The sequence below is a fragment of the Clostridium sp. AF19-22AC genome, from assembly GCF_003479085.1.
In the GTDB taxonomy this organism is placed as follows: Bacteria; Bacillota; Clostridia; order Lachnospirales; family Lachnospiraceae; genus Faecalicatena_A; species Faecalicatena_A orotica.
This window is the reverse complement of record NZ_QUGN01000007.1, coordinates 110,749-132,469: the sequence shown is the minus strand read 5'-3', so window position 1 is coordinate 132,469 and position 21,721 is coordinate 110,749. Positions and strand designations below refer to the sequence as shown.

Below are 21,721 nucleotides of genomic sequence, written 5' to 3'. Positions count from 1 at the left end.
GCACTGAGAATATCGGAGGATACTGTTATGAGAAAATTTTTATTTGCATCCCATGCCTATTTAGCCAAAGGAATCCTTAGTTCACTAGAACTCATTATGGGGCACCAGGATAACGTCAAGGTGTTATGTGCATACACCCAGGATGACTTTGACATCAAACAGGAAATCAAGAATCACATTGACGCCTTGTCCTGCCATGACGAGCTTATAGTCGTAACAGATGTATTGGGCGGAAGCGTCAATAACGAATTCATGTCCGTCTTAGGAGGCACCGATAAGAACGTATATCTCGTTGCAGGATTAAATCTGGCGCTGCTTATGAGCATGGCTGCAAGAAAAGATGAAGACACTGCAACAGAAACTTTAATTACGGAATGTGTGGAAGAAGCAAAAGAAACCATTGTTTTTTGCAACACGCTGCTCCAAAAGACCGAAGAACCAGAAGACGAAGAATTTTAATTCAGGAGGATGAATCATGGTATTAATGACAAGAGTGGACTGCAGATTATTACATGGACAGACAGCAGTATCCTGGACATCAGGACTCGGTGCAGATTGTATTTTAATTGCAAACGATGCCGTCGTAGATGATAATCTCAGGAAAACAACGATGAAACTCGCAAAACCCGCAGGAACGAAGCTGGTAATCAAGAATATAGAAGATTCTATTACTGCTTTAAACAGCGGAGTCACAGACAAATACAAATTATTTATTGTGGTGGAGTCTATCGAAGACGCCGCAAAATTGGCACTTGCCGTCACAGCAGTGGATAAAGTGAATCTTGGTCTGGTAAAAACCCGGGAGGGTACGAAAAACATTTCCAAATCTGTAAATATTTTACCTGAAGAAGAAACGCTCATACGTAAAATGGCAGAAGCCGGAATTGAGGTCGAGATCCGGCAGGTTCCAAACGACAAAAAGATTGACGCAGTGCGCGCATTATAAAAAATAAAAATACGAAAACCAAGAATAGAGGGTGGAATTGAAATGATAAAAGTTCTATTAATTTTCCTCATTGCATGTTTCGGATACAGTGATTATTTCACAGGGAAGTCTTTGCAGACAAGACCTTTAGTCCTCGGCCCGCTGGTAGGGCTTGCAATGGGAGATTTACAGGCAGGGTGCGTCATTGGCGCAACAATCGAACTGGCGATGATGGGTGCTGTTGGTGTAGGCGCCGCGCTTCCGCCGGAAGTTGTTTCAGGAGCAATTTTAGGGACGGCATTCGCCATTTCCGGAGGCAGGGACGCAGGCATGGCTGTTGCGCTTGGACTTCCAATTGCCATGTTAGTCATGTTACTCCGTAACTTTTTGTTCATCGTAGTTGTGCCGCTCTTTGCCAACCGGGCAGATAAATACGCGGCAGAAGGCGATATAAAGGGAGTTGCCAGGATGCACTGGTTCGGCGGCATCTTTGGCATGTACCTCCCGATGGCTGTTCTGGTGGCTATTGCATATTATGCCGGAAGCGGCGTGATGCAGAATGTATTGGATGCCATACCGCAATTCGTACAGAACGGACTTACTATCTCCGCAGGAATTCTTCCCGCACTTGGATTTGCCATCCTGCTGCGGATGATACTGAACAAAAAAATTGCTGCCTTTCTCGCAATAGGATTTGTACTGACGGCGTACGTGGGGCTGCCAGTCCTTGGCGTGGCAATTATGGCGGTAAGTATTGTTATGATTATGGCATTCGGTGACTTCAGCATTCAGAAAGCCGCCGCAGAAGGCCCGGCAGAAATGGAGGAAGAAGATGACGACTTTTAATGAAACACAGACAGAGGAAGTATCTGTCATCACAAAAAAAGATTTAAGAAATGTATTCTGGAAATCACTTCCATTCGAAATTTCATGGAATTATGTAAGACAGGACCATTTAGGGTTTGCATATGCGATGACCCCTATTATTGAAAAGTTATACAAGACTAAGGAAGAACGTAAGGAAGCGTTGGAACGGCATACTGAATTTTTTAATATCACGGTCTATTTCTCAACACTTGTACTGGGGATTGTAACTGCTATGGAAGAAAGACGGGCGAAAGACCCAAGCTTTGACACATCCTCCATCAGCAATGTAAAAGCCAGCCTTATGGGGCCGCTTTCAGGAATCGGCGATTCTATCTTCCTCGGAACACTCCGTATTATCGCAGCAGGCATAGGCTGTTCCCTGCTTATGAACGGCAATCCGTTCGGGGCACTTTTGTTCCTTCTGCTTTACAATATCCCGGCATTTGCGGTCCGCTACATTGGTATGATGAAGGGATACCAGTTAGGTACCGGTCTTCTTGAAAAACTGCAGAAATCCGGACTCATGGACAAGGTAACTAATATGACCGGGATTGTCGGTCTTATGACCATCGGTTCCATGATCGCAACAATGGTTACCATGAAAGTCCCGATCACCTTCGGTTCAGGGGATGGCATAACGGAACTCCAGGGAATTCTGGACTCAATTCTCCCCTGCCTGCTTCCCGTGTGCGTCACAGCCTTTATCTATTGGCTGCTTGGCAAAAATGTAAAATCAACCTATATTTTACTGGGAATTATTGCAATTTCAATCGTGTGCGCAGGACTTGGTATTTTAGCTGCATAGGAGACATAAACACATGGAATTTTCAAATATAATTTTCATATCTGATATGGATGAAACCTTATTTGATAATCAGAAGAATATATCCCTAATTAACAGAAATGCAATTCTGCGCTTTCAGGAAAAGGGCGGCCTGTTTACAATCGCAACAGGCCGTTCTATCACGGGATTTAAACCATATGTTGATGTACTGAACATCGTCCATCCGGTAATCCTTTATAACGGCAGTTGTATCTATGATTACCAAACCAGTAAAATAATATGGAAAATGGAACTCCCTTGCGCTTCAAAACAATATCTGCACCAAATCATGACCGCGTTTCCCGCATTAGGAGTACAGATCATGACAGAGTGTGGAATTTACAGCCTGCATCCTACACCTGCTTACCTTCAATTTATGGAGAGAGAGCACCTGCCATATATAAAAGTGTCAAATATACAAGAAATCTCCGGAAAGTGGCTGAAAATAGAAATGACATCCGATACTGTAAACCAACAGGAGTTAGATGCCTTTTTAAACAAATCCGTACCGCCTGAAGTCCGTTGTCTGACAACCGGTGCATATTCCAGAGAATTAATGAATGCGGGTGCATCCAAGGGCAGCGCAGTTATTGCTTATAAAAAGATGTTTCAGCTGGATGATAAGATTCTATGCTGTATTGGTGATCATAATAACGATTATGAGATGATTCAAAACGCAGATATCGGATTTGCAGTAGGAAATGCATTGGACAAAATTATCCGGTCAGCGGATTTCGTTGTGAGGGATAACGAACACCACGCTGTTGCGTCCGCAATAACGGTTTTGGAAGATTTGGAATTAGAGTAAAATGTACCTTTAATAAATCGCATAAAAAAATTAAAAAAATTGTAAAAAAGGGGTTTACAAATGAGGTGATTATATGCTATTATATCACTTGTCGAGCGGAAGTGGCGGAATGGCAGACGCGCTAGATTCAGGTTCTAGTGGGAGTTTATCCTGTGAGAGTTCAAGTCTCTTCTTCCGCATAATTGCTGTAATCCTTGTGATTACAGCTTTTTTGTTTTTCTGCGTGGCTGACACGTTTGGAGGATTAGCGGGCTGCTCAGTTCCTTACGGAAATATACATAAAATATGCGATATATTGTTGCACTTATTCAGATAATTATATGATAGAATATTTTTATGAGATTGGAACTAATCTCCTCGCCAACAAAATTAGTTCCTTTCCCACCACAAGCCCTGAGTCCAGTACTGGATAACGGGCTATTTTTTATAGAATAGCACATAATTATAATAATACATCCAAAAATCCCCGCCGCTGCTTTTGCCATGCAGGGCGGGGATTTTTCCTCTAATACAATTCCGAAATAATTTCATATGTTTCAGGGCGGCGGTCTCTCAGATATACGACTTCGTTTTCCCGATAGTATGCCACTTCATCGAGGTCTACCGTACAGGTCAGCAGTGCCTCCTCATTTACAGGTGCCTCAGCCAGCAGCTTCCCTCTGGGGTTGTAGATTTTATTATTCCCAAACATCTCACACTTGCCTTCAGTGCCCACCCTGTTAATTCCTGCAACGAAACAGCCATTTTCCAGTGACCGGGAAGCAAAGTAGATATCCCACATGTCTTTGTCCCAGATCGGAAAGGCACTAGGACATAAGATGAGCTCGGCACCTTTTAATGTCAGAATCCTGGAGACTTCCGGAAATCCTCCATCGTAGCAGATCATCATTCCGACTTTTCCAAACTCGGTCTGGAAGACCGGATATTCACTGCCTGACCTGAACCAAAAGCGCTCTCCCGCCCAGAGATGTGTCTTATTATAGGTTCCCATCAGGCTTCCATCTTTCCCTACCATAATAAGTCCATTATACAGTACTCCGGGCATGGTGCTTTTTAAGACAATTGGGGCGGCAATATACATACCGTATTCTTTCGCCCTCTTACTTAATATCTGAAATGTTTCGCCATCCGGCTCCTCTGCAAGCTCCAGATATTTCCCCTGAATCAGGTCAGGGCTGTAGCCTGTTGTGCACATCTCGGGGAAACAGATTATATCCGTATGCTTCTCAGAAGCCTCTTTTAAAAATTCCAGCATCCTTGCTATATTTTTTTCTTTATCCATTAAAACACAGTCCATCTGCACTAACCCAACGGTTACTTTTCTGCCCATATTCTTCTACCTCACTTCAACTGTTTTCTATAAACTATTTGTTCTTCTCTATCAATTTAGTCCAGATAAAATGGACGAGGAATGCTGCCAGCATACCGTCAATACTCGGCACGGTTGTCAGCCGGACGGCAGTATACGTGGTAATAAATGATATAGCAGATCCTACTACCCATGCCACACATGCCGGTGTTTCGATGTTTTTCACTTCCCCTGCCAATTCCTCCTTGTATCTGGCCTTATGGAAGAAGTAATAATCAGATGCAAGTACACCGCCCATCGGTGGAATTAATACTCCAAGGTAATTCAGAAAACCTGTTATATTCTGTGCAATTCCCGTCAATGCGAGCAGAATTCCAATTACACCTGAGATTATGGTGATCTGATATTTTTTCAGTTTCTTGAATACAACGGCAAATCCCAGAGCCGCGCAGTAAAGATTATTATCGTTGGAAGTCCACTGTGCCAGCATTAATACCAGAAGAGCGGCAAATCCCCAGCCCAGCCTCAGCATAATTTCAATAATATCAGAAGTTCCTGTCACCTGTGCCATAAGGCAGCCTACAACAAGCATAACCGGAACAACAATAGCGAAGGCAAAGATTGCCGCAAGTATTGTATCTTTCGCTGACTTCGCATATCTGGACACATCGGGTGCTACAACTGCCCCTACAATAAATGAAGCGATTGCGCTGGATATCCCATAACCTACGGTAATCGCCTGCCCTGCTGCCTGAAACTCTACAATTTCTCCCATTGAATATCCCTGCATCACCTTTATAACGGATGCCACCAGAAGGATAATCAGAAGCGGAACTGCAATCTTACTTAGCAAATCCAGACTCTTATACCCGAATGTAGAAGTCAGAATCATCAAAATACCTCCTACAATAACACATAAGAAGGTAGGAAGCAAAACCCCAGTTGCCATCTTTACCGTTGTACTAACCGTCTCACCAAACAGCCCCAGTTGAACACCAAACCAGCCGTAGGAGCCAAATGCCTGAATTAATGCAATAATCACAATAGCCGCTTTTCCAAAAGTAAATGAACTGATCATTGCTGTAGAAAGATGGGTGTGTGCCCCTATCACACCGCAGACCCCCGTAACAATCGCAAGTACAATTCCTCCAATAAATGCAGCGGCAACCGCCTGTTTAAAGCTCAGCCCGTTTCCAAGTGCACCACCAATTACAATCATTCCCAGGTTGATGCCTACTCCTGCCCAGATCAGCCCCATAGACAACCAATTATAAGTCCTTTCCTCCGGTACAGACGATGTTGCATAATCATTCAGTACATTTGTCTTCTCCTTCTCATTTCCCATTATGCCCTCTCCTTTCTCACTCCTGATAAAGACCTGCCTGTTCAGAAAAAGCTGCACCCAAAAATCAGTACAGCTTCTTTGCTCTTTATCACATTTAGTTTACAAATAAAATATAACATACAGGACGTCTTCATGCATCATTCGTCCTGCACAAATATCTCTTCCAGGGTTGGGCATACTGCACCTAAAAAACAAACCTTCTAATTTTAAAAGCTATCGTAAGCTTCAATATCACCTCATGATCATTCAAATTAAATCCGGTAATCTCTTCAATCTGGCTGAGGCGGTAAAGCAGTGTATTCCTGTGGAGAAACAGTGCATCTGCCGTTTCCTTGCGTGCACCGGCCTTTTCTGTCAGCATCTCAAGTGTTTCCATGAGCCTGCTCTCATGGCCTCTGTCGTACTCCTCCAATGGTTTTAACAGGCTGCTGCTGAAATTCCGGAAATACTCCTGTCTGCCCATCTCTAAAAATACAGATTCAAGCGCCAGATCATCTATGAAGAAAACAGACCGGCCTGACCGTTCTTTTTTTCCGATCTCGACCGCTGTTTTTCCTTCCTCATGTGCTTCGCCAAAACGGCTGAATTGTTCTATCATGTTTGAGGCTCCGGTTGTCATGGTGAGCATAAACTTCTTTTTCAGCCTTATGCATATTTCACCGATCAGGTCCGTAATCTGAAACTTATCTGCACTCTGCGGAAACAGACAGTAGAAACGGTCACTGAGATTCGTAACAAAGAATACGTGAAACTTTTTCTTAATTACAGACTTGTATTCCTCTAAGATATCGTCCTTAATATTCTGGATCTCCTGCTCACTTTTCCCCTCTGCAAAGCTCTCAAAATCATCGATATCAGATATTGTCATACGGCACGGGAGCACCGCCCACCCGTGGCCCCTGGCCCTCTTTTGTGCCTCATCCTCCGATAAAGTGTTCTCATTGATCAGGTCCAGAAAGAAGCCTGTGTCCTGATGAAACTCTCTTTCCTCTGCAAGTCCCTTTCCAGAGAATTCCAAAGCGGCATAAACGGAAGCCTGCCTGACTGCGATCTGCATCATCTCTGTCAACTGTCCTGACTTTCCCATTACATACATATATCCCCGGCATTTGCCTTTTACATTAATCATACAGGCCATCATCTCGCCGCCATCCTCCAGACGGACCAGACTGCCGCCCTGACAAAATTGGGGGTCTTTCAGAAAGTCCTTCAGGAATACACCGCCTGTCCCGTTATCCTCGATCCACCCGGACATGCTCCCCTGTGATGCCTGATAAGAACTGATTACTTCAAAATTCCGGTATGTAATCAGGACATCACACTGGATCAGGCTGCCAAGCATACTGCATATAGAATCAAAGCTTCCGCCTTCGATCTGCAGATTCAGAAAACGCTCATTCATCTGTTCCGTAAATTCAAGCTTCATATTCTGTTCATCCACGATCTGTTTCATCAAAGGATGGATGATATCTATAAAAGGGAGTTCCGGCGGAATTACGATAATCGGAATTTCCAGTCTGTCTGCCAATTCTGTGATACTGGGCGGGATATTGCCAATAAATCTTGTCTTCAGGGCAATCCCCGATGAACCGGCATCATACAGCCCCTGAATAATTCCCAGCAGGGCACCTTCGTCGTCTTTGACCGCATATCCGGTCGTAATCAATAATTCATCCTTTTTCAGCCAGGGCAGGATGTTCGGCACTTCCATCTCGTCGACACAGGAGATCGGCCGGTCCAGACCCGCTTCCCCGGCAATCAGACTGCAGCCATTAAACGCTTTTGATCTAAGTGCCTCCCTTACAGTAACAGTCATTTACTCACCCCTTTACATTTCATCGGTTTTTCATCTATTCAAAACCATGAACAGCTATCCTCTTCCTTACTATTTAACATGGTACGACACACATCTTCAAAAGTCAAACAATGGTATTCAAAAATATCCAATAATAAATGAAAGTATAAGGGCGAACAGGGTATGGCACAATCTAACAAAAGTATAAAAATTTCAAAAAACAGAATATTTTTACTAAAAATCAATAGTTAAACTCGTTATACTTATTTTATCAAGAACAAAGTTTCCCAGGAGGTAATATATGAAGATGAATATGAAACAATGGATCGCGGATACGATTAATAACCCTGTTAAGAAGGCAATGCCAGTGTTGTCATTCCCGGCAATTCAGAAGATGGGGATCACAGTAAAGGATCTGATTTCCAGCAGTGACCTTCAGGCACGCGGTATGCAGATTGTTGCAGAAAGTACAGATGCATCCGCTTCTGTAAGCCTTATGGATCTGTCTGTCGAAGCTGAATGCTTCGGCTCCACAATCCGTGTATCAGATGAGGAAGTTCCGACTGTTATCGGAAGTGTTGTCAATACAGAAGAAGAGGCCGATGCGCTCGAAATCCCTGAAATCGGTGCAGGACGAACATCCACTTATATAGAAGCAATTGAAAAAGCCGCAAAGTTAATTGAAGACCGCCCCATTCTCGCTGGAGCGATCGGACCATTCTCGCTTGCAGGAAGGTTAATGGATGTATCCGAGGCTATGATCTATTGTTATGAAGAGCCGGATATGGTACATACTGTGCTTGAAAAAGTCACAAAATTCATCATTAATTACTGCCGTGAATACAAAAAAGCCGGAGCAAACGGTATTGTCCTCGCAGAGCCTCTGGCAGGACTGCTCTCCCCGTCACTCGCTGAAGAATTCTCTGCTGACTACGTAAAACAGATCGTAGATGCTGTTCAGGATGATGAATTCATTATCGTTTACCACAACTGCGGAAATTGCACAATCCAACAGATCGACTCTATCATCGCAACAGGCTGCCCGCTCCTTCATTTCGGAAATGCGATCGACATGGCTGAGATGATGCCGCACATTCCCGCACACATCATAGCTGCAGGAAATGTAGACCCGGCCGGCCAGTTCAGAAACGGAACAACAGAATCTATCAAAGCTGCTACAAAGGAGATCATGGACAAATGCTGTAAGTATCCAAACTTCGTCATCTCCTCCGGCTGTGATATCCCCCCGCTTTCTAAGTGGGAGAATATCAATGCATTCTTCGAAGCGGTAGATGAATTCTACGCCGGATAACATTCAGACAGTCTGCAGGTATAAGCAGAAGGCGGTAACCGAAGCTCCCACTCCGTTTACCGCCTTCCTCTATTTTTCCCATCTTACTATTACTACATATATCTGCCGAATCCGCCTCCATAACCGCCTCCGTTACAGCACAGTCCGCCTCCGCCACAGCAGAGATTACACACAAGGTTAGCGATACACAGCTTCATACAGAAGTTGCTGCCTCCCATGACCGGATAGCCATAGGCGCTCTGCCTCTGCTGATACCATCCCCCGGTTCCCTGAAGACGATTTAAAAGCATCTGGTACTGCATATTGTCCGGATCAAGCCTTACCGCTTCCTTGGCATGTTCCTGCGCCGTCACATTATTCCCCATTCCGGAATTAGCCGAAGCGCTGTAAAAATACCAGAGGGCGCTGTGCTCCTTGATACCATCCAGAACATTGAGTGCTTCTTTGTAATGGCCGCTTTGTATGTAATTTGCCGCGGCTCTCAAGTGAATGTCTGATTCACTGTCCCCGGTCTGGCTGCCATAGGAACGGTTCCCTCCGAAGCCGCCAAAGCCACCGAATCCTCCAAAACCACCGAAGTCACCATAACCGCCCTGTGAACTGCCAAAACCACCCTGGCCGCCTGAATATCCTCTCTCCCGTTCATCCATAATCTGCTGATAGGCCTGCTGTACTTCTTTAAACTTCGCCTCCGCTTCGTCCTTCAGCGGATTGTCGATATTCGCATCGGGATGGTACTTTCTGCTCAGCGTCCTGTACGCTTTCTTTATCTCGTCATCGGAAGCATCCTGTGACACTCCCAGCACTCTGTATGGATCATTCATTGTTCCCTTATACCCTCACTTAACTTTTCTTTATGAATGTATTGCTGCATTTTGGGCAGCGCACTTCAATCTTTCCTTTTCCTCTCGGGATCCTGATCTTCTGTCCGCAGCCCGGGCATTTATATATATGGTATGCCTTTCTCTGTTTAAACATATTCTTCTGTCTCTGGAAAAAGCAGCGGATCTTGTATGTCCTGGCCATAAACGACTGGTTCTCTGCATACCGTTTCGTCACATTCTTAGAAAACATTCTGAAATAGCAGTAAATAATCAGGACCCATCCCAATACATAGCAGATTGTTCCGACCGTCTTTCCCGCGAAAAAGGATGAGAGCAGCACGACAACCAAACCTAAAACGAGCAGAAATTTTGAAAATGTATCTACTCCGTACCGACCCTGCATAAACCGTACCAGTTTTTCTTTCATTCTATACCAACCTCACTTTTTTTCTTGCCCGCAGTTTTCTGCGGGCTGTATGACTACATGAAAGACATTTTCCTCTGTTTTTCGCGGATTGTCAAGAAAACTCTTATTAAATAACTATAAATTTATTCTTCATTCAAAATATTTTTACATATTTCTTCCGATATCAGATAGACAATTCTGGAATCATTCATCATCACGTATCTGTTTCCGCTGCCGTCCGTCCCGCCGATATAGAGGGTAAGTGTCTTTTCCTTATCATCTGACGTGTAAACTGCCTCTACCGTTGTTCTGCTGCCTTCATCCAGGCCGAATCCTGCAAGGTCTTTATCCTCTACAGAATAGTCAGCCGCCTTACTAAGCGTGACTGCACCGAGTCCGCCTGCAACCGCGGCGATATTTTGGGCATCATCGTCATTCTCTGAATCATAAGTCGTTGTCTGACCGCCCTGTGTGATCACTTCCTTCTTCAGGTTGCCGCTTCCGATGTTTGGATAAGTATCCATCTGTGCCATATCTTCCAGCGAATACTGGAGGTCTGATATGGTAGTACTGCTTACCGTGTAAACCTTTCCCTCATCACCCACGGTGACATAATAGTCATCTCCTGCCGCATTTCCATAATACAGTGTTGTCTCGCCGCCTTCCCCATCTGTCAGGGATACCGTATAAACTGGTTCCGTCAGGCCGTAATCCTCAAGGGAATCGCCATCCTTCAGTTCACGCTCTGCCTTAAGTTTTTTGAACGTATCTGCCATCTGCTCCGGGTATGACTGTGCCAGCGGAAAGTCTTTATCAGCAGTAACATACCATGTGCCGTCTTCCTTGGTGAATTCCATGTCACCGCTGCCAATATTATATTTTATGTCTGTTATTGTATCTATATCCGTAATATAAATGTTTTCTGCCTCTTCTTTTGCCTGTTCCTTTTTGTCCTGACTTTTATTCCATGACTGGAGAATGAAATATGCCGCCACGAGCACCACAAGAACAGCAAACAGCAGAATCATAGACTTCTTCTTTTTCTGTCCCATCTTATCCTCCTTATGCCTATGCCTTCCTTCTTCTATACCATACCGTGAATCCTGAAATAAGGATCAAAAGCGGGATTCCAAATATCACCAGAAGGCTGAACAGTCCTGCATGCTGTACCGTATTGTATTCGGTTCCCAGACTCTTTGCTTCAATTGAAATATTCTGGACACCATCAAAATTGCTGCTCACCGCATTCATAAACAATGTTGTATTCTCGAGCTGGGTAAAGGTATCCGTTATCTGCGAGTCAATCAGACTGCCCGCTGAAATCACTGTAAGCCTGCCCGTCTTCTGCTCTTCCTGCTCCGCATCATCTGACTCGCCGTCATTTTCACTGGTATCCGCATCTGTCTCTCCTGCGGAATCCCCGCTGATTGTCTCCTCGGCCACTGCCCCGAGCGTATAAGCCCCCTGTTTCTGAGCTTCTTCTGTTACTGCATAAGCATTCTCAGATGTCGTCATAAACGGACTTGTCGTTATGGTGTCTCTCGCCGGATCTACCAGATTCATGCCGTGGGCGTTCGTCAAAAGGACCATCTGTGAGGTAATTCCCTTTGCCATATCCCCTGATACAGAGAGTTCTGGAAAGATATAATAGTAATTGCCCTGATAACATCTGGACGGGTCTGCGATATAACCGTCTTCTGTTTCCATACCATATTCTTTCATGACAGAAGCAATGTTCGGCAGGTCTGCAGAACTGGTTTCTCCTAACAGTATCATCACCTTGCCGCCTTTGGCCAGATAATCTTCAACCGCAGTCTTCTCATCCTCTGTCAGGTCTTTGGATGGTGCATACATCAGAAGAAGGTCACACTCTTCCGGTATGGAAGTATCCATCACGAGATTTAGTTCATTCACTTTATAGTTGTTTTTCGTCATCAGTTCCGAAACAGAACTGGATAAAGTAGCCTCTCCATGTCCGGTAGTCCTGTAGATGTTCTTATTCGAATCGCTGACTACATAATTCACGGCACTGGTCAGCTGGCCCTCACCATCGAATTCGGATTCCGTTGCATTCCCGGTATAATAATAGGAAGAAGTATCCATCACGATGATGTCACTGAATGATACGGTTGTACTTTTCCCTGTATCATCACATGCCACTACAATCGTATTGGCAGAAGTATCGTACTCCGACAAGGCTGATGGGTGAAGTACCGGGTCAATCCATTCCACTTTTATATTTTTCGATAAAGAACTGTATTTACTCAAAAACGTCTTGATCCTGTCATCCGCGCCCGCTTTTTCCGCCAGCACCGTGAAGGTCACCTTCTGGTCTAAATTCTTTAAGAGCTCTTTACTTGTATCTGTAATGTCATAAATCTTCGTGCTGCTGACATCAATGTTTTTATATTTTTCCGGTATCTGTCCGAAAATCAAATTGGCAACTACAACGATCGCAATGACAATCACTGTCAGTCCTACACTGTATGTTCCATTCTTAGTCCCTGTTGTTTTAAATATACTTTTTATTTTCTGCACGCTCCAGCCCTCCTAACTCCACCGTCTTTTCTGAATGGCCTGCACTGTCAGGAAGATAAATACTGCAATAACAGACAGATACAGTACAATGCCGCTGACATCTACAATGCTTTTTGACGTAATATCCGTGAAAATATTTGCAAGTGCAAGATTTCCCAGAACCTTCGTCAAAATGTTTTCAAACAGGCTGGATTTTAAAATATAAGTTACAATTAAGGCTGCCGCGCCAATCAGCCCGATGCCTCCACTTAATACCCAGTTTCCTGTCATCTGCTGGATATAAGCCGCCACAATTAGAAGCAGGATGATCAGTCCGATCACTCCGCTGATTGCTGATCCCGGCATGAATGACAGGATCCCGTCCCACAGATATAATACAAGAAGGACGCCAAACGTTGTGATAAAAGCAATGATCTGGCTCTCTGTCAGCGAGGACAGAAACATACCGATCGCGATGTACACACAGCCAAGCAGGAAGAAGACGCCGATAGAAATATAGTCAACTTTGAGATAGGCTGTTCCCTGAAGCTTAATGATTAAAGGGAATATGCAGAAAATAATGTTGGGTACTGCAAGCACAGACACCATTGCCAGATATTTTCCAAGCACGACCCTGCCCAGTCCGACCGGAGCCGTCAGCAGCAGCTGGTCGGTCTTATTCTTACGTTCTTCTGAAAAACTTTTCATCGTAATCAGCGGTATCCCTACAAGAAATACGATCAGTGAACCTGACAATGTATAGGAAAAGTACGGATACCCCGCATTCAGGTTATAGGCCATGAAGTAGATTCCGGTAAAAGCTACCAGAAATGCAACAAATACACATCCAATCATGGACTGGAAATAAGACTTAAGTTCTCTTTTATAAATCGCCAGCATCTGTCTCATCCTCCTTTTCGTCCTCACTGAGCATATCTTCCACATCCCCGGTTATCTCTGGTACAGCACTCTCTCCCTGTGTCAGTTCGAGGAATATCTCTTCCAGACTTGCACGGTTCGTCTTAAGCATGGTCAGCGGGCACCCGGCCCCTGCAAATGCAAAGAATATCTTTTCACGGATATCCTGATGCTGCTTTGTTTCAATCACTGCCGTTGTTGTACCGTCCGCATGTTCCTCCGTCTTTACAGTTGAAATCTCAGTGACCGGCCGGAGTATCTCCCTTATCTTAGAAGGCGCCGCCTTCGCCTCGATCTCCACAGATTCGGAGCCGTCCATCAGGTGCTCCAGATTTTCGGGTGTATCACTTGCCACAAGCTTCCCTTTCGCAATGATCATGATATAATCGCAAACTTCTCTTACTTCGGCCAGAATATGGGAGCTCAGTATAACGGTGTGCTTCTTGGCCAGATTGCGGATCAACTCCCGAATCTCGATGATCTGTTTCGGGTCAAGACCAACCGTCGGCTCATCCAAAATGATAATATCCGGGAATCCGAGCACAGCCTGTGCCAGACCGACACGCTGCCTGTAGCCTTTTGACAGGTTGCGGATCAGACGCTCCCTGACGTCCATCAGTTTCGCAAGCTTTAATACTTCTTCCACGGAAGACTCCCGTTTATTCTTCGGTATTTTCTTAAGTTCTGCCGCAAAGTCCAGATATTCCTGCACGGTCATCTCTGTATACAGAGGAGGCATCTCAGGAAGATAGCCGATATGCTTCTTCGCCTCTTCCGGTTCCTTTAAGATATCATGGCCGTTGATGAGGACCTCACCTTCTGTCGCCCCGAGATAACCGGTCATAATATTCATAGTCGTAGATTTTCCTGCGCCGTTCGGACCCAAAAAGCCATAGATCTTACCTTTTTCAATCTTGAAAGTCAGGTGATCTATGGCCAGATGATTTCCATATTTTTTCACTAAATTCTTTACTTCTATCAAGTCCTTACCTCCCTGTGTTTTTGTATAGGGAATAAGTTATCAGAATTTTGTGAAGGTTTTGTGTTATAAATGTGATATAGTTTTGTAGATTCTTTGTTCTCCCAAAGAGAAAGGTTAAGCATCAAAACTGACACTTAACCTTTCTTTTTCCGGTTCATGAGATAAAGAAGGCATATACCGGACGCTGCCAGTATGACTCCGGCCGCGATCCCGAGCCAGTCTGCCCTCCTGCTGTGTTCCTGCTGTCCTGACTGTTTGTCCGTCAGGTTTTTCTCATTTTCCGTTTTTCCTGCCTGATTCTCCTGCATCTGTTTTACATTTTCCGATTCAGCATCCGGGGCTGCTGCATTCTCCCTGTTCTCGGCCTGTCCGCCCGTTTTGTCCTGTGCTTCCCCCTTTACCGCACCGCCGTCCACCGACTGTGAATCCTCTTCCAGAACATCCTCCCGGCTGTCCGGGTCTTCAACCAGTTTATAAACCATACCCGCGATCAGTTCCTGTCCTTCCTGGCTCGGATGAAGTCCGTCCCCCTGAACAAACGCCACAATACTGGAATTGAAGAGGTCCACCACCTGATATCCATAATCCGAAGCCCGCTTTTCTATGATGCTGTTCATATTTCCGATAATATTTTCCACTACTTTGTTCAGAGTCCCCGGCAGTTCCATGTTATAGACAGGATTATAAATATTTGTTACGATAACCTGGGCATTCTCCTTCTTCTGCTGGCTGACCGTCTCCATTGCTTTCATCCACTCGGTCTCGAAACTCCCGTAATCCCAGTTACTCAGTGCATCGACAATTTTCAGGATTGTAAGAGGATTCTTTTTAACACCTTCCTGCAGTTCGCTGAGTGCCTGGTTCGCGCTTCTGAACTTTGTATTTGAATTCAGTATCTGCTGTGATACATGTTTAAACTCGTTGAGCAGGTCATTGGAGCCCATTGTTATCAGGACGATATCTGACTTATTCAAATTTCTCTTGACCGTATCCCTCGACAGAACCTTTTCGTTCAGCCCCGCGGTGTCCAGACCATTTTTCGTATAATTCTGATAATCAAAATAGGCCTCATTTTCTTCCGCCAGCTGTTCTGTTACGATACGGCCGTAACATTTGATTTTATTTACCTTATCCGAAGAGTAGCCCTTTGCAATGCTGTCTCCTAAAACGGTACAGGTAATGACCTCATCCCAGGCCCTGACCGGCATCACCTGCTGCACCAGCAAGGCTGCCGCCAGTATAAGGCCGGCGGCCATTCTCAGGTATTTCTTCATATGCCCACTTCCATTTCTGTTTATTGTAATACCCACTCGGCATGGCTTCCCTGTTCAGTCTTTGTAACCGCCAGCTTCCAGTCTATCTGTTCTTTTAACTCATTTACATGGGAAATGATCCCCACCAGGCCTTTTTCTCCAGCCAGCTCCTGAAGAATCTGGATTGCACGCTCTCTTGCAGAATCATCCAGAGAACCGAATCCTTCGTCTATAAACATCGTTTCCAGACTGATGGCACCCGCGGTATTCTGGACGATGTCTGCCAGTCCCAGTGCCATAGACAGGGATGCCATAAAGGATTCGCCGCCGGACAGCGTCTTGACATCCCTTACAGAATCATTGACCAGATGGTATACATCGAGATCCAGCCCTGCCTGTCCCTGGCTGCTCAGGTCCTTTATTTCACGGCACTGCAGAATGAATTCATTGGATGTCATTTTACTGAGTCTGCGGTTGGCCGCATGAATAATCTGTTTGAAGTACTTTCGCTGTACATATGTTTCGAAATCCAGTTTCACACTGCCATTGAGCATCCCGTTCGCGGTCCGGTTCAGATGATTAACCATCTCATACCGGGATGTCAGTGTCCCTCTTGCCTCAAAATACTGGTTCAGTTTGGTCTTTGCCTGTCTGTTCTTCTGGTTCAGGCTGTGCAGGCTGAGTACGTTTTTACGCTGCACTTTCTGTGCCGCCTGTACTTCTTCGAGTTTTTCCTTCTCACTGCTTAAGTCGGTCTTCTCTTTACCCTCTGTCTGCTGCCTGAGCATTTCCAGCCGGGTCCTTACCTCGACAGTCTGGGCATCATACTGCTTAAGGAGCGCTTCTTTCGCATCTCTGCCTTCCATCCACGCCCTGGCCTGCTGATAGGATTCGTATGAGTCGAATTTCTGGTTTTTTAATTCCTGATAGAAGTATTCTTCCTCTTCCTTCTGCTTCATATTCAGTTCCTCGAGCTGTTTTTCCCGGCTCTCCAGAAGACCGCCTCTTCTCTTTAGCTCTTCCATCAATTCCCGGAACTTCTTTTCCTGTTTCTGGTAATTTGATTTTATTAAACTTAACTCAGTCTCGCATCCGGCCAGCTTTTCTTTCACCTGCTCTTCACTGAGTTCTGTACTTCCCTGTATTTCAATAGCCTCCTCCTCAAAGAGTTTTTTTTCAGATTCAAGGCGGCTCTTTGCCTGCTGGAACTTCTCCTGTATCAGAGAGCGTTCTTTTTCTATTTTATCTCTTTTTTCCTTTGCCTTTTCCACATCCTTCTGTTCCGGTGCCTTTCCCGAAATCCCGGCCTTTTTCGGATGCTCTGTGGAACCACATACAGGGCACGGCTCCCCGGCTGTCAGCTTTTTTGCAAGAATCCCTGCCTGTTCCTCAAAGAAAAGCCTGTATTTTTCCTCATAATCCTCAGAGGCCAGCCTGCACTCTTCCAGCACCGCCTCCATCTTTTTCAGATTCCCGATATACTCTTTTTCCAATTTCCGGATCTGTGCATATCTGGGCAGGATGTCCCTGAGACGGATGATCTGTTTCTGGAGAAGAGGTTCTGACTTCTGGAGTTCTTCCCCTGCGGCTTTGAGCACTGACTCCTCCGATACCGCACTTTTACTCTGTTCCTCAATCCATTCCCTGGTATCTGCAATTTGCTGTACAAGCCGTTTTCCTTCCGCCTTCGTCCGCTTAAGCTGTGTCTCTCTGACAGAGACCTTTTCGGCACGGGCGCCGTCCTCTGCCTGCCTGCGCTGCTCCCCCATCTTTTCTTTTTCTGCCTCCAGGCTGTGCTGTTTTTCTTCTGCCTGAGCCAGCAGCAGAAACAGGCGGTTCACCTCTTCGCCACTTCGTATGGATGCGTTCAGTTCCTCAGACTGTTTCTGGAGTTCATAAGACAGCTTTTCAGCTTCTGCCTCTTTTGTCTTTCCCTGACGGCAGATTTCCTTCAGCGTATCCATCACGCCATCTGCAGGCGGAAGCTTCATAGTAAGATAGTCTGCCCAGGCGGAAGCCTCCCCACTCTCAGGAACCGTTTCCACACGCTCCATTTCCCTTATGCAGTCCTTTATATTATCCTGCAGGCGGATGTAAAGCTGCTTTGCCTGTTCCTTCAGTTCTTCCTGTACCTGCCAGTAGATTCTGGTCTGGAAGATTCTTGAAAAGATTCTCTTCCTTTCTCTGGATTCCGCATGAAGCAGCTTCAGAAAATCTCCCTGTGCAATCATAGCGATCTGCGTAAACTGGTCTACATCCAGCCCGATGATTTCTTCTATTTTATGATCAATTTCCTTTTTCTTCCCCTGATACTCACTGCCGTCAGGAAGAATCAGGCTTACTTTGGCAGTCTCTTTCACAAGCCTGGGTGTGCCGTCTGCCTTTTTCCGCTTTCCCATACGCATATATTCGGGGTTTCTTCTGACCGTATATTCCTTGTCTCTGTAAGAAAAAACATATTCTACGAAGGTGTCCGTCCCGTCATTTGCATACTGGCTGCGCATCATGTTCCCGTCCCGGCTCCCTCCGCTTGTGCGGTCATAAAGCGCATACGTGATGGCATCGAAAATGGTCGTCTTACCTGCCCCCGTGTCTCCTGTAATCAGAAACAGCCCGTGCTGCATTTTTGTAAAATCTATTTCTTCCACACCTGCGTAGGAACCGAATGCAGACATGATTAACTTCACAGGTCTCATGCTATTCCCCTTTCACTTTTTCCAGAACGGATTCCAGATATCCCCGTTCTTCTTCCGACAGGGCGCGCCCCTGTATTTCCTGATAAAAATCACTGAATATGGTCAGCGGGTCTGCGATCACAGCCTCATCATGAAAGTCCTCCAGACGCTTCCTTGTCCGTTTATTATCAATCCTGATCTCGAGAATGTGGGAATATACCTTTTCCAGCTGCTCCTTGGGCCTGTACGGGTCAGTCTCATCAGTCAGTGTCACGCTGATATAATCATCCCGGTTATCCGGCGATGCATGTTCCACGATTTCCTTTAATTCCCCGCGGACCCTGCGGACGTCACGAAGCGGATGCAGCGGTATCTGTTCCACTTCCGGCGCCACACCCTTTGCCCCAAGTTTCACAACATGCAGTGATTTCATATGGGCCGCCTCACTGACCGAATATTTCAGAAGTGTGCCGCAGTAGCGGACAGAAGGGACCTGTACCTGCTGTGCACCGTGAAGGTGTCCGAGCGCCACATATTCAAACGGGAGCAGAGGACTGATATCCACATTGTCAATCCCACCGACAGAAAACATTTCCGAGTCACAGGTATCCGGTGCATTTCCATTCCCGGTGTAAAACTGGTGGGATATGAGTACGTTTCTCTTTTCCGTATCAATTTCTTCCCGCCCGAGGATGCGGCGTACTGCATCACTGTATGTCTCCGGCACGTCTTCTTCATCCGCAAATACCCCGCGTACATAACCCGGTTTTAAAAATGGAAGCAGATAAAAATCCACTTCCCCAAATTCATCCGACAGAGTCACTTTCTTCAGATACTCATCCTTTCCGGACGGCACGCTCCCGGCTATATAAATATTCTGTCTTCGCAGGATTCTGCCTGCATAGTCCAGCCGCTGGGCGGAATCATGGTTTCCGCTAATGATTAAAACCTTCACGGCAGGCCTGATCTCGGCCAGAGCGGTGAGGAATTCATCAAACAGGGAAACGGCTTCTGCCGAGGGGACAGACTTATCATAGATGTCCCCGGCAATCACGACTGCATCAGGCGCAAGCTCCTTCACACGGCCAGTCACTTCACTGAGGATATGTGCCTGGTCTTCTATCAGGCTGTAATGATGCAGTTGTTTTCCGATATGCAAATCTGATAAATGAATAAATTTCATGCTGTTTCCTCTCTGTCCTCTTATAAGGTTCTGTTCACCCTCTCGGGCGTGCACAGTAACCTTATAGCTTCAGCCCGCGGTACCTGTTCAGGCAGGCATGCATTTCCTGCTTTCTCGGTACGGCAAGCGCGGCTATATTGGAACTGGTCTCACATAAACCGGCCAGACCGTCTTTTTCAATCTTCTTCTCTAATTCATCTACGACACTCTTAAGCGTCTTTCTTCCGTCCAGCAGATGTTTTTCTGCATATTTCACACAATACCCAAGCGCCGACACCTGCTCACTGTCAACGATCTGCTCCACATAGCGCAGGTCTATGGACTCCCTGTTGATCTGCACTGCCTCTCTGCCCAGTGTTTTCATTTTAATTCTGTCGTTTCCCCGGAAGGCGGCATTCGCCCCTGGACATCTGGAAAATGCCGGGTTCTGTGCTTTTTCCTGCGGCCCGCTTAAGACCGGAAAGTTTTCAGCCTCTTTTTTAGCAAGCTGTGTAATATCCTTCGGAACATATCGGTCCATCTGGATAATGCAGTCTGCTATATGGAAATATGCTCCTGAGCTTCCGGCTACGATGATTGTTGATATCCCGTAAGATTCATATAATTCCTGTATCCGTTCGATAAACGGTGTAATCGGTTCCATGTCCCTGTGGATTACACGCTGCATCAGCTCATCACGGATCATGAAGTTGGTCGCACTTGTATCCTCATCAATCAGGAGAAGGCCTGCCCCCGCCTCCATCCCTTCGATCACATTTGCCGCCTGGGAGGTGCTGCCGCTGGCATCTTCTGTATAGAACCCCCTTGTCTCCTTCCCATTCGGAAGGTCACTGATAAACATCGATATATCCGTTTTCTTGATGCTTCTGCCATCCTCGGCACGAATCTTCATAGCGGTATCATCCGTGATCACATATTCTCTCCCGTCACCTGCAATGTGATTGTAAACTCCCAGTTCGAGTGCTTTTAAAAGGGTCGACTTTCCGTGGTAGCCGCCGCCCACAACCAGTGTAATTCCTTTGCGGATTCCCATCCCCGTAATGTCACCCTTATGGGGCAGCTTCAGTGTCACCTTTAGTTCTTTCGGCGAAGTAAACGCAACCGCGCCCTTCATCGGTCTGGATGAGATTCCCGACTCCCTCGGAAGAATGGAACCGTCCGCCACAAATGCAGTCAGTCCCAGCTTCGGGAGCTGTTCTCTGATATACTGCTGGTCATCTGCCAGAAAAACCGTCTGCTGGATTCTTTTTTTATCACTATTCTTATAATAAAGAGAGTTTTCCACACTCTCCGGCAAAAAATCGAACAATATCTTCATTAATTCCCTTGCATTGATTGTTCTGCCGTTTGCCGGGAATCCGGCCTCCAGCCGGAGAATCAAATCCCCGCTCTTCGTATCTATTTCACAGGCCGTGCGTTCCAGAATCTCCTGACCACAGCGGCTGACCGAAATCAGGCCGCTTTTCCCCGAGCCTTTTGCTTTGAATGCATATCGCTCCACAGAGCGCCCAAACTGTCTTGTCAGGTAATCCTGAAGTGCAACTCTTCTGTGTACTGTCTCATACAATTCCTTCGGGAAACCGGCGACAGCACCTTTCACATGAATACTCAATTTGGAAGGAGATGCAAAGGGGTCACCCTGCACGTGGTCAATGGAGAGTTGGTAGCCTGCGAACTGATAAATCCCCTTTGTGTCCTTATACGCAGGATAACTCTTATGGTCAATTCTGTTTAATAAGTTCTTTAAGTCTGTTGATGTCTGCATTCCTATACACTTCT

General features: G+C 45.8%; 19 protein-coding genes and 1 tRNA gene. 7 read left to right on the top strand and 13 right to left on the bottom strand.

Annotated features, from left to right (window positions below; translation table 11 throughout):
- Positions 1 to 27: 27 nt before the first annotated feature.
- From DWX43_RS10140 to DWX43_RS10115, 6 genes are all read left to right on the top strand, one after another.
- Positions 28 to 459 (top strand): PTS system fructose subfamily transporter subunit IIA, encoded by a 432-nt coding sequence (locus DWX43_RS10140; protein WP_118620211.1) that lies wholly within the window; start codon positions 28 to 30, stop codon positions 457 to 459.
- A gap of 16 nt (positions 460 to 475) precedes the next feature.
- On the top strand, positions 476 to 946 hold the full coding sequence (locus tag DWX43_RS10135; protein ID WP_118620210.1) for a PTS sugar transporter subunit IIB: 471 nt from the start codon (positions 476 to 478) through the stop codon (positions 944 to 946).
- Positions 947 to 988: 42 nt separating this feature from the next.
- Positions 989 to 1,771 (top strand): PTS sugar transporter subunit IIC, encoded by a 783-nt coding sequence (locus DWX43_RS10130; RefSeq protein WP_118620209.1) that lies wholly within the window; start codon positions 989 to 991, stop codon positions 1,769 to 1,771.
- A complete protein-coding gene (locus tag DWX43_RS10125) occupies positions 1,758 to 2,597 on the top strand; it encodes a PTS system mannose/fructose/sorbose family transporter subunit IID (RefSeq protein ID WP_118620208.1) in 840 nt (279 codons plus the stop codon). The genes DWX43_RS10130 and DWX43_RS10125 overlap by 14 nt, the downstream gene beginning before the upstream one ends.
- 13 nt (positions 2,598 to 2,610) lie before the next feature.
- Positions 2,611 to 3,423 carry an HAD family hydrolase gene (locus tag DWX43_RS10120; protein ID WP_118620207.1) on the top strand — a complete coding sequence of 271 codons (813 nt, stop codon included), beginning with the start codon at positions 2,611 to 2,613 and terminating at the stop codon, positions 3,421 to 3,423.
- A 95-nt stretch (positions 3,424 to 3,518) separates the two neighbouring features.
- Positions 3,519 to 3,602, top strand: a tRNA-Leu gene (locus DWX43_RS10115).
- 326 nt (positions 3,603 to 3,928) lie between these two features.
- Here the strand turns inward: DWX43_RS10115 and DWX43_RS10110 are convergent.
- The 3 genes from DWX43_RS10110 to DWX43_RS10100 form a co-directional block, all read right to left on the bottom strand.
- Entirely contained in the window at positions 3,929 to 4,753 is an 825-nt protein-coding gene (locus DWX43_RS10110) for a nitrilase-related carbon-nitrogen hydrolase (RefSeq protein WP_109732219.1), read from the bottom strand.
- Positions 4,754 to 4,787: 34 nt separating this feature from the next.
- On the bottom strand, positions 4,788 to 6,077 hold the full coding sequence (locus DWX43_RS10105) for a cytosine permease (protein ID WP_109732218.1): 1,290 nt from the start codon (positions 6,075 to 6,077) through the stop codon (positions 4,788 to 4,790).
- Positions 6,078 to 6,261: 184 nt separating this feature from the next.
- Positions 6,262 to 7,893 carry a PucR family transcriptional regulator gene (locus DWX43_RS10100; protein ID WP_118620206.1) on the bottom strand — a complete coding sequence of 544 codons (1,632 nt, stop codon included), beginning with the start codon at positions 7,891 to 7,893 and terminating at the stop codon, positions 6,262 to 6,264.
- A gap of 280 nt (positions 7,894 to 8,173) precedes the next feature.
- Between DWX43_RS10100 and DWX43_RS10095 the strand changes: the two genes are divergently transcribed.
- Positions 8,174 to 9,184, top strand: coding sequence for a uroporphyrinogen decarboxylase family protein (locus tag DWX43_RS10095; protein WP_109732216.1), 1,011 nt, complete (start codon positions 8,174 to 8,176; stop codon positions 9,182 to 9,184).
- 92 nt (positions 9,185 to 9,276) lie between these two features.
- Here the strand turns inward: DWX43_RS10095 and DWX43_RS10090 are convergent, their stop codons facing one another.
- The 10 genes from DWX43_RS10090 to DWX43_RS10045 all read right to left on the bottom strand — a co-directional run bounded on the left by DWX43_RS10090 (position 9,277) and on the right by DWX43_RS10045 (position 21,707).
- On the bottom strand, positions 9,277 to 10,008 hold the full coding sequence (locus tag DWX43_RS10090; protein ID WP_118620205.1) for a J domain-containing protein: 732 nt from the start codon (positions 10,006 to 10,008) through the stop codon (positions 9,277 to 9,279).
- Between the two features lie 19 nt (positions 10,009 to 10,027).
- Complete coding sequence (locus tag DWX43_RS10085) at positions 10,028 to 10,435, bottom strand: hypothetical protein (RefSeq protein WP_109732214.1); 408 nt, start codon at positions 10,433 to 10,435, stop codon at positions 10,028 to 10,030.
- 122 nt (positions 10,436 to 10,557) lie between these two features.
- Positions 10,558 to 11,466, bottom strand: a complete 909-nt coding sequence (locus DWX43_RS10080; RefSeq protein ID WP_118620204.1) for a DUF4340 domain-containing protein — start codon at positions 11,464 to 11,466, stop codon at positions 10,558 to 10,560.
- Positions 11,467 to 11,482: 16 nt separating this feature from the next.
- Positions 11,483 to 12,952, bottom strand: a complete 1,470-nt coding sequence (locus DWX43_RS10075) for a GldG family protein (RefSeq protein ID WP_118620203.1) — start codon at positions 12,950 to 12,952, stop codon at positions 11,483 to 11,485.
- A gap of 12 nt (positions 12,953 to 12,964) precedes the next feature.
- The gene (locus tag DWX43_RS10070) at positions 12,965 to 13,831 is read right to left on the bottom strand and encodes an ABC transporter (protein WP_109732211.1); all 867 of its coding nucleotides are present in this window, start codon (positions 13,829 to 13,831) and stop codon (positions 12,965 to 12,967) included.
- Positions 13,815 to 14,831: an ABC transporter ATP-binding protein gene (locus DWX43_RS10065; protein ID WP_118620202.1), complete on the bottom strand. Its 1,017-nt coding sequence runs from the start codon at positions 14,829 to 14,831 to the stop codon at positions 13,815 to 13,817. Before DWX43_RS10065 ends, DWX43_RS10070 begins: the two co-directional genes overlap by 17 nt.
- A gap of 134 nt (positions 14,832 to 14,965) precedes the next feature.
- Complete coding sequence (locus DWX43_RS10060; RefSeq protein ID WP_243099286.1) at positions 14,966 to 16,105, bottom strand: GDSL-type esterase/lipase family protein; 1,140 nt, start codon at positions 16,103 to 16,105, stop codon at positions 14,966 to 14,968.
- Between the two features lie 20 nt (positions 16,106 to 16,125).
- A complete protein-coding gene (locus DWX43_RS10055) occupies positions 16,126 to 18,780 on the bottom strand; it encodes an SMC family ATPase (protein ID WP_118620201.1) in 2,655 nt (884 codons plus the stop codon).
- 1 nt (position 18,781) lies between these two features.
- On the bottom strand, positions 18,782 to 19,942 hold the full coding sequence (locus tag DWX43_RS10050) for an exonuclease SbcCD subunit D (protein ID WP_118620200.1): 1,161 nt from the start codon (positions 19,940 to 19,942) through the stop codon (positions 18,782 to 18,784).
- A gap of 61 nt (positions 19,943 to 20,003) precedes the next feature.
- The gene (locus tag DWX43_RS10045) at positions 20,004 to 21,707 is read right to left on the bottom strand and encodes an ABC-ATPase domain-containing protein (RefSeq protein ID WP_118620199.1); all 1,704 of its coding nucleotides are present in this window, start codon (positions 21,705 to 21,707) and stop codon (positions 20,004 to 20,006) included.
- Positions 21,708 to 21,721: the final 14 nt, after the last annotated feature.

Excerpts from the sequence above, each read along its gene's own strand:
- DWX43_RS10140 (WP_118620211.1), top strand. The coding sequence starts at position 28 with ATGAGAAAATTTTTATTTGCATCCCATGCCTATTTAGCCAAAGGAATC.
- DWX43_RS10135 (WP_118620210.1), top strand. The coding sequence starts at position 476 with ATGGTATTAATGACAAGAGTGGACTGCAGATTATTACATGGACAGACA.
- DWX43_RS10130 (WP_118620209.1), top strand. The coding sequence starts at position 989 with ATGATAAAAGTTCTATTAATTTTCCTCATTGCATGTTTCGGATACAGT.
- DWX43_RS10125 (WP_118620208.1), top strand. The coding sequence starts at position 1,758 with ATGACGACTTTTAATGAAACACAGACAGAGGAAGTATCTGTCATCACA.
- DWX43_RS10120 (WP_118620207.1), top strand. The coding sequence starts at position 2,611 with ATGGAATTTTCAAATATAATTTTCATATCTGATATGGATGAAACCTTA.
- DWX43_RS10110 (WP_109732219.1), bottom strand. The coding sequence starts at position 4,753 with ATGGGCAGAAAAGTAACCGTTGGGTTAGTGCAGATGGACTGTGTTTTA.
- DWX43_RS10105 (WP_109732218.1), bottom strand. The coding sequence starts at position 6,077 with ATGGGAAATGAGAAGGAGAAGACAAATGTACTGAATGATTATGCAACA.
- DWX43_RS10100 (WP_118620206.1), bottom strand. The coding sequence starts at position 7,893 with ATGACTGTTACTGTAAGGGAGGCACTTAGATCAAAAGCGTTTAATGGC.
- DWX43_RS10095 (WP_109732216.1), top strand. The coding sequence starts at position 8,174 with ATGAAGATGAATATGAAACAATGGATCGCGGATACGATTAATAACCCT.
- DWX43_RS10090 (WP_118620205.1), bottom strand. The coding sequence starts at position 10,008 with ATGAATGATCCATACAGAGTGCTGGGAGTGTCACAGGATGCTTCCGAT.
- DWX43_RS10085 (WP_109732214.1), bottom strand. The coding sequence starts at position 10,435 with ATGAAAGAAAAACTGGTACGGTTTATGCAGGGTCGGTACGGAGTAGAT.
- DWX43_RS10080 (WP_118620204.1), bottom strand. The coding sequence starts at position 11,466 with ATGGGACAGAAAAAGAAGAAGTCTATGATTCTGCTGTTTGCTGTTCTT.
- DWX43_RS10070 (WP_109732211.1), bottom strand. The coding sequence starts at position 13,831 with ATGCTGGCGATTTATAAAAGAGAACTTAAGTCTTATTTCCAGTCCATG.
- DWX43_RS10060 (WP_243099286.1), bottom strand. The coding sequence starts at position 16,105 with ATGAAGAAATACCTGAGAATGGCCGCCGGCCTTATACTGGCGGCAGCC.
- DWX43_RS10055 (WP_118620201.1), bottom strand. The coding sequence starts at position 18,780 with ATGAGACCTGTGAAGTTAATCATGTCTGCATTCGGTTCCTACGCAGGT.
- DWX43_RS10050 (WP_118620200.1), bottom strand. The coding sequence starts at position 19,942 with ATGAAATTTATTCATTTATCAGATTTGCATATCGGAAAACAACTGCAT.
- DWX43_RS10045 (WP_118620199.1), bottom strand. The coding sequence starts at position 21,707 with ATGCAGACATCAACAGACTTAAAGAACTTATTAAACAGAATTGACCAT.